At 63.3% G+C, this 12,370-nt stretch carries 8 protein-coding genes; 3 read left to right on the forward strand and 5 right to left on the reverse strand.

Annotated elements, in window-relative coordinates; translation table 11 throughout:
* The first annotated feature begins 60 nt into the window (after positions 1-60).
* Both IPK70_15645 and IPK70_15650 read left to right on the forward strand, forming a co-directional pair.
* Positions 61-591, forward strand: coding sequence for a 3-hydroxyanthranilate 3,4-dioxygenase (locus IPK70_15645; GenBank protein ID MBK8228594.1), 531 nt, complete (start codon positions 61-63; stop codon positions 589-591).
* Between the two features lie 10 nt (positions 592-601).
* Positions 602-1,621 carry an amidohydrolase gene (locus IPK70_15650; protein ID MBK8228595.1) on the forward strand — a complete coding sequence of 340 codons (1,020 nt, stop codon included), beginning with the start codon at positions 602-604 and terminating at the stop codon, positions 1,619-1,621.
* On the opposite strand, the gene IPK70_15655 is transcribed toward IPK70_15650, so the two are convergent.
* Positions 1,622-5,524 carry a gliding motility-associated C-terminal domain-containing protein gene (locus IPK70_15655; protein MBK8228596.1) on the reverse strand — a complete coding sequence of 1,301 codons (3,903 nt, stop codon included), beginning with the start codon at positions 5,522-5,524 and terminating at the stop codon, positions 1,622-1,624. It lies immediately after the preceding gene.
* Positions 5,525-5,661: 137 nt separating this feature from the next.
* On the opposite strand from IPK70_15655, the gene IPK70_15660 reads away from it, so the two are divergent.
* Positions 5,662-7,563 (forward strand): class II glutamine amidotransferase, encoded by a 1,902-nt coding sequence (locus IPK70_15660; GenBank protein ID MBK8228597.1) that lies wholly within the window; start codon positions 5,662-5,664, stop codon positions 7,561-7,563.
* On the opposite strand, the gene IPK70_15665 is transcribed toward IPK70_15660, so the two are convergent.
* From IPK70_15665 to IPK70_15680, 4 genes are read right to left on the reverse strand one after another with little or no spacing between them, the layout of a single operon-like run.
* Positions 7,557-9,275 (reverse strand): hypothetical protein, encoded by a 1,719-nt coding sequence (locus IPK70_15665; protein ID MBK8228598.1) that lies wholly within the window; start codon positions 9,273-9,275, stop codon positions 7,557-7,559. The two genes, IPK70_15660 and IPK70_15665, sit on opposite strands and share 7 nt — an antisense overlap.
* A complete protein-coding gene (locus IPK70_15670; GenBank protein ID MBK8228599.1) occupies positions 9,272-11,371 on the reverse strand; it encodes a hypothetical protein in 2,100 nt (699 codons plus the stop codon). Before IPK70_15670 ends, IPK70_15665 begins: the two co-directional genes overlap by 4 nt.
* A gap of 16 nt (positions 11,372-11,387) precedes the next feature.
* Positions 11,388-11,903: a DUF2480 family protein gene (locus IPK70_15675; GenBank protein MBK8228600.1), complete on the reverse strand. Its 516-nt coding sequence runs from the start codon at positions 11,901-11,903 to the stop codon at positions 11,388-11,390.
* A 34-nt stretch (positions 11,904-11,937) separates the two neighbouring features.
* Positions 11,938-12,258: an SUF system Fe-S cluster assembly protein gene (locus IPK70_15680; protein ID MBK8228601.1), complete on the reverse strand. Its 321-nt coding sequence runs from the start codon at positions 12,256-12,258 to the stop codon at positions 11,938-11,940.
* Positions 12,259-12,370 lie beyond the last annotated feature (112 nt).

A 12,370-nucleotide genomic window follows, 5' to 3' on the forward strand; every position in this document is an offset into this window, starting at 1 on the left:
CCTCGCCTGGGCCGCCACTGAAGCGGGCCCGGACTACCTTTCGCGGCAATTGAGCACGCCATGCCCATCCGCCGCCCATTCAATCTGCAGCAATGGATCGCCGACAACCGCGACCTGCTGAAGCCGCCTGTCGGAAACAAGAACCTCTATGCCGATGCAGGTGATTACATCGTCATGATCGTTGGTGGTCCCAATGCCCGCAAGGACTACCACTACAACGAAACGGAGGAGCTCTTCTACCAGCTCGAAGGCGATATCGAAGTGGGCATCCAAGAGGATGGCAAGGCGGTGACCATCCCGATCAAGCAAGGCGAGATGTTCCTGCTGCCTGCCAATGTTCCCCACCAGCCGCGCCGCGGGCCGAACACCGTGGGCCTGGTGATCGAGGTGAAGCGCGACGACCGCGAGATGCTCGACGGCCTCCAGTGGTACTGCGAGCAATGCAACAACCGCCTGCATGAGTACCGGTTCGTGCTGCACAACATCGAAAAGGACTTCCTCCCACGATTCCGGGAATTCTACGCGAGCACGGACCTGCGCACCTGCAAGAGATGCGGCCACGTGATGGAAGCCGACCCACGCTTCGTGTAGGCCCGCACGCATGGCCGAGCTCTTCTCCATCGACATCCACACGCACATCCTTCCGGAGGACATCCCGGACTTCGGGGCGCGCTACGGATATCGGGGCTTCATCCACCTCGATCATCACAAGCCGGGCTGCGCCCGCATGATGATGGATGACAAGTTCTTCCGCGAGGTTCAGGCCAATTGCTGGGACCCTTCCGTGCGGATCACCGAATGCGATGCGAGCCGAGTGCAGGTGCAGGTGCTGAGCACCGTGCCGGTGATGTTCAGCTACTGGGCCAAACCGCACGACACGCTCGACCTGTCGATGTTCCTCAACGACCACATCGCAGGCATCGTGCAGCAATGGCCGATGCGCTTCGTGGGCTTGGGCACCGTGCCCATGCAGGATCCCGAGCTAGCCGTGCAGGAGCTCGAGCGCTGCAAGCGCATCGGCCTGGCGGGCATCCAGATTGGCACGCATATCAACGGCATGAACCTAGGTGAGCCGCGCCTGCTGCAGGTGTTCCAAGCGTGCGAGGAACTGGGCATGGCGGTGTTCGTGCATCCATGGGACATGATGGGTGCCGACCGCATGGACAAGTATTGGATGCCCTGGCTCGTGGGCATGCCCGTAGAGACCACTACTGCCATCGTGAGCATGATCTTCAGCGGGCTCTTCGAGAAACTGCCGAAGCTGCGCGTGGCCTTCGCGCACGGTGGCGGATCCTTCCCTGCCACGCTCGGCCGCATCGAGCACGGCTTCCTCATGCGCCCCGACCTCTGCGCCGTGGACAACAACGTGAACCCACGGGCCTATCTCGGCCGCTTCTGGATCGACGCACTGGTGCATGACCCCGCAGTGCTGAGGCATGCGGTCGATCTCTTCGGGGCGAACCGGGTGGCCATGGGCACGGATTATCCTTTCCCGCTCGGCGAATTGGTTCCAGGCGAACTGATCAAGAGCATGCCCTATGATGGGGCCACGAAGGAGATGCTGCTCAGTGGCGCGGCGCTGGATTGGCTCGCGCTGCCCAGGTCAGCGTTCACGACGTGATCAGCGCAGGAGGTTCACGTGCCCGACCGCATCGTACTTGCGGCCGCTGAGTTCCTTGGCCTTCACCTTCCAGACATAGGTGTCGATGGGCGACGGCGTGCCCTGATAGGTGCCGTCCCAACGGCCGCCGAGCTTGTCCGTGCTCCAGATGAGCAGGCCCCAGCGGTCGAAGACGAGCAGTTCAATCTCCCCGATGTCCTTGCCCAGCGCGAAGAAGAAATCGTTGAAGCCATCGCCATCGGGCGTGAAGGTGTTGGGGATGTAAAGGCTTCCCGAGACGATGATGGTGAGCTGATCGGTCTTGGTGCAGCCCACGCTATCGGTGAGCGTCACGGTATAGGTGATGCTCTCTTCCGGCCGAACGAATGGCGACGTGCTGCTTGGATCGTTCAGGCCCGTGGTGGGGGTCCACACCCAATCGCCATTGCCCGATGCGGTGAGCTGCACCACGGTGCCGTACTCGATCAGCATGTCAGGCCCCGCCTGCACCTCGGGCCACGGTCGCAGCTCCACGAAGGCGAAGGCCGTATCGCTGCAGCCTACGGCATCGAAGGCCACTACCTGATAGAGCGTGCTTGCATCGGGCAGGGCGATGGGATCGGCAATGCTCGTGCTGCTCAGTCCAGCCGCGGGCGTCCACGCATAGGTCACACCACCGCTTGCGCCCAAGGGCACCGGGTAGCCCGGGCAGACCAGCGTATCGGGCCACGCATCAGCAGTGACATAGATGATGTCCACGAATGCGCTATCCGTGAGCGAGCCGCAGGAGTTCATCAAGTGAACGATGTAGAGCGTGGGAACGGTAGGCGAGACGATCGGCGATTGCAGATCGAGGATGCTGATCCCGTTGGCGGGCTCCCACGTGTAGCTGTCGGCGGGCGTTGCGATCAGCTGGGCGCTGGTGCCGAAGCAGATCGTGGTGTCCTGCAGCTGCGGCTGAGGGGGCGCGAAATACACGCCGACGGTGACCGAATCCGTGACGATGCAGCCCTGCGGCGTGGTGATGGTGATGTGATACGTGGTGACCGTATCGGGCAGCGCCGTGGGGTTCGGGATGCCCGTTGCGCTGAGCGTGGGATCGGGCTGCCACGCATAGGATCCACCGCCCGTGGCTTGCAGCACGATGCTCGCGCCAAGGCAGATGTTCGTGTCTGGCGTGAGCGTATAGGCGGGTACGATCACCGTTACAGTGACCTGTTCCGTGTCGCTCCCGCACGCGTTGCTCACCGTTACGGTGTAGCTGGTGGTGATCCCCGGACTCGCCACCGGATTCGCGATCGACGTGCTGCTGAGCCCTGTCGCCGGCGACCAGCTGTACGTATCGCCGCCGCTTGCATTGAGTTGCGCATCGCCTCCTGGGCAAATGGGTGCAACGGGTTCGGCCACCGCCACTGGCAACGGGAGAATAGTGATGGTGAGCATCGCCGTATCACCAGGCGCGCAGCCGCTGTTGTCGCTGAGCACCATGGTCACCGTGTATTCCCCTGCAGTGCCATAGGTGTGCGATGGGGCCTGCGCGGTGCTCGTCGGGCTGCCATCGCCGAAGTCCCAGAGGAAGTCCGTGCCGCCGATGCTGTTGTTGGTGAACTGCGCCGCCGTGCCCGCGCAGATGCTGTTCGGCCCGTTGATGCCGATGATGGCCTGCGCTGGGCTGAGGTCGAACTTGAAGACGCCCAGGTTGCAGTTGAAGCTGTTGTTGGTCTGGCTCCACGCGCCCGGTGTAGTGGGGAAATCGTCGTTGCTGCCGCAGCCCGCGCACACGGCTTGGTACACGGTGCCGTTCTTGTCGAATCGAGAGGTTCCGCCATCGACATGCTCCGAGCTGCCACCACCGAAGAATGTGGCGTAGGCCAAAGCGGTGGCTTCGGGCTGCAGCACCATCAGGTACACATCGCTTCCGCTGGTGGTGCTCTGGAAGGCATCGGCCGTAACCGGTGATCCCGTGGTGGTGCTGCCGCTATTCCCCGCGTTGCCGTTGGTGCTGCCCGCCCAGCCGCTGAGGTAGATCTGGCCGCAATCGCTCACCAGGAAGGCTGTGGGGCTGAGGTCCTGCGTGATCGTGCCATTGCCCACGCGCGTGCTCCACAGCGAGGCGCTCAGCGCGTTGTTGAGCTTATGGATGAATTGCGAGCTTCCCGCGTTGGCGTACTTGCCCGGCGTAACCGGATAGGCGCCATGCGTCTGGCCCACCACGTACACTTCATCGGCGATGTTCAGCTGCACGAAGTAGCATTGGTCATATGCCGCGGTGCCGAGGTAGGTGCTGCTGAGGATCGCGCCGCCGGGATCGTACCGTGCCACGTATCCATCGGCGCCTCCGTTGGGGGTATTGTCGAAGGGCGTGCCGGCCACGGGGAGGTTGTCGCTAGTGGTGCCGCCAGACAAGAAGATGCGGCCGGCACTGTCGAACTGCACCCCCAGCCCGTTCTCATCGCTCGAGCCGCCGAAGTAGGTGCCTATGGTCAGCGTGGTGAGCGTTGGGTTGAGCCGTGCGAGGTAGGCGTCCTGACCGCCCCCATTGGTTCCTTGCGGAGCGCCAGGACTGGTAGGCATATCGGTGCTGCGGGTGCTGGTGGCCACCACGGGGTTGCCCGCAGCGTCCAGCGCGATCTCGCCCCGGAAGTTGTCGCCGTAGTTGTGCGTGAGCGCGGTGGAGTTGTTGATCCCATCGTGCCCGCTGCCACCGAGGTAGGTGCTCCCGATGAGCGAGATCGCCGCGGCATTGAAGTGAGCGATGTACGCATCCGATCCGTTGGGCAGCGTGAAGCCGTAACCACCCAGGATGTTCGTCCAGGTGACCGAGCCGCCGCCTGGGTTGAAGCTCGCATCGAATGCCCCGGCAGTGGTGGGGAAGTCGCTTGATCCCGTTGCACCTAGTACATAGAGTTCATCCTGATCGTTCACCACCAGGCTGTGCGGGCTCTCGCTGCCGTTGCCGCCGAGGTATGTGCTCCACTCCAGCGAACTGCCATCGGTGCTCCACTTGCTGATGCCCACATCGATGTTGCCGCCCGCGAAGAAGTCCTGCAGCACGCCTAGCGTGAGCGGATAGCCCGTGTTGAACACGATGCCCGCGCCGTAGAGGTGGCCATCATTGTCGTAGGTGGCCGTGAAACCGAAATTGTCCGCCGTGCTGCCGCTATAGCTGCCGAAGGTGAGCAGCGGGTCGATCGTGAGGCGCGCGCCTTTGGGCTCTTCCACCTCGAAGGTGAGCAGGTCCCCTTCCAAGCGGTACGCGCACGGGTATGGTTCACGCGCAGCGTAGGTCAGTTTCAATTTACCCCCGTCACAATCGGCACTCGAAAGTTGCTCCTTCCATGTCTCCGGAACGCCCTCGGTCACCGTGCCCGTTGATAGCTTCACGCGCACCCGGCCTCGATCGATCATGAGCTCGTTGTGTCCTTCGTAGCGGAGCTTGATCGCGCTGGGATCAACTCCTGGTGCAACGATGAAATCGTACTTGACCCCATCCTTCCCGCTGATGCGGAGAGCGATGCCGGGCCAGACATCATCCAGATACACCTCTTCGAAGACCGCGCAGCCCGTGCCCCATGCACGCTCGTCAGCACCGATGAAGAAATTCTCATAGTGGGATCGGCTTCCTGATCCGTAGTGCATTCGCGCCGCCCCTCCCTCGAAATGCACCCGGTACGCGTGCGCCTTGCCCTCGCTGCTGTGATCGTGGCCATCGTGCGCATGGCCGTGGTGCCGCAGCGGACTTTCACCGTAAAGCACGTAGGTGAACGCCGAGCGCTCCACGAACATGGCGCCACCGGGGATCAAGGCGCGGTAAAGCACCTGTTCCGGCCATTGGCCCTTGTTCTCCGTGAAGGTTGCCTTGGGGGAGGCGCCCAGCACGGTGCCCGAAAGGGCCAGCAGCGATATGATGAGCGGAATGCGCAATGTCCTGAACGCTAAGCGCCAAAGTACGGGAGGAAGACAGCCCTTGCCCCGCTGAAGTTGCTTGGCCGGGAAGCTGCATTGACGAACCAGGCCAGGAGGTGGTTGGGTACCTTTGGCCGCCCCGCTGCGGGCCACCCATGAGTGAAGCCATCAAGCACGAATGCGGGATCGCGCTCATCCGCCTCCGCAAGCCCCTCAGTTTCTACCAGGACAAGCACGGTTCGGCGCTTTATGGGCTGAAGCGGCTCTATCTCCTCATGGAGAAGCAGCACAACCGCGGGCAGGATGGCGCCGGCATCGCCAGCATCAAGATCGACCCCGCGCCCGGCCTCAACTACATCGACCGTGAGCGCAGCACTGACAAACAGGCCATCCAACGGCTCTTCGCCAAGGTGGACAAGGGCTATGCAGATGCCCTTGCCGAAGACCCCTCCGCCGCAGTCGATGCCGGGCGCCTGAAGCAGACCATGCCCTTCGCCGGTGAGGTGCTGCTCGGGCATTTGCGCTATGCCACCTTCGGGAACCAGGGCCTGGAGAATTGCCACCCGCGCCGTCGCCTGAACAACTGGATGACGCGCAACCTGGTCGTGGCCGGCAACTTCAACATGACCAATGTCGATGAGCTCTTCGACCTGCTCGTCTCCATCGGGCAGCACCCCAAGGAGCGCTCCGATACCATGACGGTGCTGGAGAAGATCGGCCACTACCTCGATGCGGAGAACGAGCGCATCGCGGCCATCCACAGGCAGCTCGGCTACTCCGAGAAACAGATCACGCACGTGATCGCCGAGAAGCTCGATGTGCGGCAGATCCTGGTGAACAGCGCCATCGACTTCGACGGCGGCTATGCGCTGGCCGGCATGATGGGCCACGGCGATGCCTTCGTGCTGCGCGATCCCAGCGGCATCCGCCCAGCTTACTGGTACGCCGATGACGAAGTGGTGGTGGTGGCCAGTGAACGGCCCGCCATCCAGACAGCCTTCAACGTGCGCACCGAAGAGGTCCAGGAGCTCACGCCCGGCCACGCCCTCATCATCAAGAAGGATGGCAGCTATGCCGAGCAGCTGGTGCGCGAGCCGATGGAGAAGCGCGCGTGCAGCTTCGAACGCATCTACTTCAGCCGGGGCAGCGATCGCGATGTGTATCAGGAGCGCATCGCCCTGGGCCGCAGCGTTTGCCCGGCCATCCTCGAATCCGTTGACCACGACCTGGAGAACACGGTGTTCAGCTTCATCCCCAACACCGCCGAAGTGGCCTGCTACGGCATGCTGAAGGAGATGGAGGACCGCCTCAATGCGCTGAAGGAGCGCCGCATCCTGGAACTGGGCCCGCAGCCTGATGCCAATGCGCTGCACGCGATCCTCGCTTTGCGCCCGCGGCTGGAGAAGGTGGCGATCAAGGATGCCAAGCTCCGCACCTTCATCACCAACGACAACGACCGCGACGACCTGGTGGCCCATGTGTACGACATCACTTACGGCACCGTGCGCCCGGGCATCGACAGCCTCGTGGTGATCGACGACAGCATCGTGCGCGGCACCACGCTCAAGCAGAGCATCCTCAAGATGCTCGACCGCCTCGGCCCCAAGCGCATCGTGGTGGTGAGCAGCGCCCCGCAGATCCGCTACCCCGATTGCTACGGCATCGACATGGCCAAGCTCGGCGACCTCGTGGCCTTCCGCGCCGCCATCGCGCTGCTGCAGGAGACCAAGCAGGAGAACATCATCGACGATGTGTACGACCGTGCGTTGGCGATGGTAGGACGCCCGCTGGCTGAGCAGCAGAACGTGGTGCAGGACATCTACAAGCCGTTCACCGCGCAGCAGATCAGCGACAAGATCTCGGAGCTGCTCACGCCCGAGGGCATCAACGCCGAAGTGCGCTTGGTGTATCAGAGCATCGAGGGCCTGCACGCCGCGTGCCCGCAGCACAACGGCGATTGGTACTTCACCGGCAACTATCCTACGCCCGGCGGCAACCGCGTGGTGAATCGCGCCTTCATCAATTACCGCGAGGGCAAGAACGTGCGGGCTTACTGAGCTCGCACGGCGCGCACCATCACGCGCATATCGCGGATGAGCACGCGGCCACGACCCGGTTGCCAGAGGTAGATCGAGACTTCTTCTCCGGGTTCGGCCTTCGGCATGTTGAAGGCGTAGCGCCAATGGCGCCAATGCCTGTCATCCATGCGGCGGATGTCGTTCATCGGGAACGTCACATGCATGCGTTGCTGACCTTCCGTGGCATAGGTGAACACGAGGAGCACGGAATCGGAGGCCAGGTGGTCGACGGCCTTCCGGTGCACTTCAACGTTCGCGAACAGCTCATGCCCAGCGGGGAGCCGATCGCCGCTGATCCGCAGCGCAGGGGTGTAAGGCCGAGCACCGCTCAGATGGTTGATGGAATCGGCCGAGAGCAAGGTCACGGCGAGCGTATCCATGCCATGCGGCGCGTAGAGCTCGGCCACGTTCGCATCGCCGAATCGGTTGCGTGAGCCCTCATCGCTTCGCAAGAAGACCAGCGCGTACTTCTCCTTGTCCATGTTGAACGGATGGAGGATGCCCGCCTCATATTGCCAAGCGTGGAAGAGCTGCATCGCGGTCAACGGAGAGGCGAGCAGCATGATCGCGCTCCGCGTTCCTGATGGGAGAGCATTCATCCACACGGCGATGAGCACGCCCGCCACGGGCAGCGCATCGAGCAATGCGCGCATGCCGAAGCTGTGTCCGTAGTACCAATTCCACCAGGCGCTGGTCACGAAAGCGAAGGCCGTGAAGCCTAGGGCGACGGGCGCAGCGATGAGCGGTTTCCGGTACAAGGCCCATGCGCATGCGGGGAGCATCAGCAGCAAGGCGGGCCAATAGAAGAAGAGCCCCTTGCGCGCGCCGAACAGCACCGACCAGAAACGCGGGCTATTCCAATTGAAGCCTTCTCCGGCATAACCATCAACCAGCCAGGCGCCGCATTGCAGCTCCCAGAGCATGGGTTGCAGGAGCAAGAGGCCGAAGCCTGCCAATGCGGCCAGCACAACGGACTTGAGCTTGATCTTGGACCGCACGCGGCCGTCGGATGCCAGGGCGATGACCGGCAGCATGAGCGCCACCAGCCCAAGCGTTGGCCTCACCAGCACCACCAGCGCGAAGGCCAGTCCCAATCGGGGCCATGCATTCGTGTCCCCGCGAAAAGCACGATGCGCCTCGAACAGGCACCAACACACGGCGGCGAATCCATAGGCATGCGACAGGGCGGGCGCGATCACCGCGTAATGGATCAGGCCGCTGCCGAGGCCCATGACCAGCACCGTGAATGCCGCAACGCGATCCGCGATGCGGTCCCGAGCGAGCATCCGCGCCATCAGCCAGAGACCGATGAGGGACCATGTGATCGCCGCGAGCACCGCGCCGATCTGGTGCTCGAGGCCGAGGCACCTGTCATCTCCGGTGCCGCGAAGGGTGGCCACGGCATGCGCTGCGATGAAGAACGGGGCTTGCATCAACGGAGCACCCGCCGTGTATTGGATCACGTGTCCTTCGCCGGCCGGGGTGAGGAAGGCTGGATTGATCGGTGCCTTCGCCGGATTCCCCTGTTGGAAGAGGCCGACGAGGTAGCCGTGGTAACCATGCCCATCGCCGTTGATCGCATTGCGCCAGGCCTGTCCGTCGGTTCCGATGATCCTGTAGCGCAAGGCCGAGAACGCAAAGACCACGGCCACCAAAAGCAGCGCACCGCGTGTCCAGGTGCCGTTCTTCATGGTTGGCGTAACAAGCGGCCCGTGCGATCGAGCTTGCGCAGCTGCTTTCGCGTGCCGCGCACCTGCGCATCACCGTGCAGCACGATCCGGGAGTCGGGGTCAAGCTTGATCCGCGCCTTCTTGTGCAAGTCGATCGAGCTGCCGGCGAGCACGTGAAGCACGCTGCCGTTCTCGAGGGAGAGCGTGGACTGCTCATCGAACCGCATGCGTGCGCCATCGATGAGCGCGAAGCGCGTAGCCTTGCTCCACCAGCGCTTGCCGCCCGTGCGTTCCGGCTTGTCGGCGCGCGTGGGCGTGAGGCTCCTGTCGATGCGGATGGTGGCGCCGCGTTCGGCATGCAAGGCGGGCAGCTCGCGGTCCTGGGGCCGGTGCAGCACGATGCTGTCGGCGCAGAATCGCGCTTCGCCGGCGATGCGCACGCGATTGCGCGCCACGCGCACGGCAATGCTGCCATCGCTGCGCTGCTCCAACAGGTCGATCGCGATGTCGGTGAGGTGGACGGTGCGATTGTCGGGTCCTGCGCTCTTGTGCAAGGGCCTTCCCTGCGTGTTGGTCCATGTGAGCATGTTGGCCATGGGCGGATTGGTGCCGAGGCCGATCCCCGCATGGATGCCCGGCACGAAGGCCTGCCGCGCATTGCCGAAGAAGAGCGAGGCATCCTGGAACGAGCCGTTGTCAACGATGATGCGGGGCGGGATCCCCTTGAGTTCGTCCTGGCCGGTGTCGAAGAGCACGATCTCCAATTCGCTGCCGCCAGTGAGCGCGTTGCTGTGCGACTTGCGCTGCACGAGCGGTGCCGTTGGTCCGGGCCAGAGGCATTCGTAACGGATGGTGTCGCCGCGCAGCAGGTAGTCGTGGAACCCGCTCGCCGGTACCGCGCGGAAGTAGTCCGATTGCCCGCCGAAGATGTCGGTGCCGCTCATCTTCTCGCGATCCACCTGCACGAAGGCGTAGATCCCCGGGACGGCGCCCTTCACGCACGGATCCACGTGCTCGTAATGGAAGGCGTCGCTCAGCTTGCCGTTGCGCGTGGCGGTCTGGTGGTTCTCCAGCCAGAGGAATTGCGGGTATTCCGTGCTGCTGAGGTGGGGCAGCTTCACGCGCAGGGCATCGCCGGTGCTCATGAAATCGCGCAGGATGAAGGTGCCGGTATCGCCCATGAGCGGGTCGAGGTCGGCGTTCACGGTGCGTCCTTTCGCATCGCGCGCGGCGATGGGGTAGGGGCTATCGGGCGCGGTCCAGCCCAGGCGCCGCCGATCCCACGCGTTGCCGGTGAGCAGCGCGCTGTTCGACCCGCCCATCATGCTCCATCCGCCCTGCATGCAGAGGAAATAGCGGGTGAAGATGTTCGCGTTGCCGCCGCCGCTGTGGAAGTTGTTGCCGCCGAAGAGCATGTGGTTGTACTCGTGCTGCAGGATCTCGAAGGGCATGCCGTACATGCCGCCGAATCGGCTCTGCGAATCGCTCTCGTGGCCGAAGAGCTTGCCGGGGCTGCCCGGATCCACGCTGCCCTGGTTGTGCGTGAGGCCGCTATTCCGCGTGATCACCATCACGTGGTCGTAGCTGTGCGGGCTATCGGGGCCGGCGCGCTTGGGTTTTCCGGGCTGGCCGCCGCGTTTCCAACGGTCGAAGTCGGCGATGCCCAGGCCATGCTTCGTGCGCAGCGCGCCCATCTTGTTGGCTTCCTTCACCGCGAGTGAGCCGATGCTGTGCACGTTGCCCAGCGTGGGGTGCTCGCTCTCGCGGATGGTGAACACCGTATCGATATAGTCGCCGAGCATGGTGTAGCGGCCCAGGCTCATGTCGTGGTAGTAGCGCGTGATGCGACCGAAGTAGGCCTCGGCCGGATGCGGATCGAAGAGCTCATCGGCCCAGAGCGGCAATCGGCCCTTCGGCCAGTGATCGGCGCCGTTGGCTTGCGGGTCGCGCGATGGCGTGAGGTCGTAGTCGAGCTCGCAGAAGATCACGAGCACGCGGATCGTGCCGTGCGCGGTGAGGTACCAGCCGTTCGTGCTGTGCGGCACGTTCACGGTGTCGGGTTGCGCCAACGCCCACTGATGACCGAGAACCGACAACAAGAGGACCAGCCAGCGCATCGCGCCGAAAGTACGCTCAGCCCTTTGGCGCCTTGTACAGCGGCACGGTGCTGCACGGCTCCCCGAACATCAGGCTCTTCACCACGGGCAGCAGCTTCGCGCTCAGCTCCACGTAGGCGTTCAGCGGCACTGGCAATTTGCTGCATCCTTTCACCACCACCCGGGCATTGCGGTAGGGCTCCACATCCAGGTGCTGCACGAATCGGGTGAACACGGCGCGTTCCAACTGGTCCGCATCTCCATGCGTGACGAAGGCGGCGTGCGGTTGCAGGTGCGTGGCCACGAGCATGAAGGCCCAGGTGGGCACGATGGCATAGGCGCTGCAATGCACGCTCATCAGCTTGCCGGCATACTGCGACCAGTCGTGCTCCTTGCAGAAGGCGCGCAGGTCGTCCTCCTTCAACGCGATCTCCTGCCAAAGCAACGGCTTCAGGTCGAAGACCACGCGCTCGCCTTGCGGATACAACTCCTCCAAGTCGAGGGTGATGATCCCGCTCGAAGCGACCTTGTTTATGATGGGTTGATCTGACATGTCCCCTCTGCGTCTTTGCGCCTCTGCGGCCACCTTACATGAACCCCAGCTCCAGCTGCGCCGCCTCGCTCATCATCGTGCGGTCCCATGGCGGCTCGAAGGTGATCTCCACCTTGGCGCTCTTCACCCCCTGCACGCTGGCCACCTTCTGCTCCACCTCGTTCGGCATGCTCTCCGCCACAGGGCATGATGGACTCGTCAAGGTCATCTTGATCCCTACATGTGCGTCATCCCCGATGTTCACTTCGTAGATCAAGCCCAGCTCGTACACGTCCACGGGGATCTCAGGGTCGTAGATCGTCCGCAGCATGTCGATCACGCGGTCTTCCAGGTGTTTCTTTTCCTCGGGGGTCATGACTAGAAGGAGATGCCGGTCCAAGGTCTTTGGTTCAAGGTCTTTGGCCATGCTCCGGATGGATGGCATGGCCAAAGACCATAGACCTTGGACCATAGAACCTTGGTAGGAC

The sequence above is a fragment of the Flavobacteriales bacterium genome (assembly GCA_016712535.1).
Classification (GTDB): Bacteria; Bacteroidota; Bacteroidia; order Flavobacteriales_F; family PHOS-HE28; genus PHOS-HE28.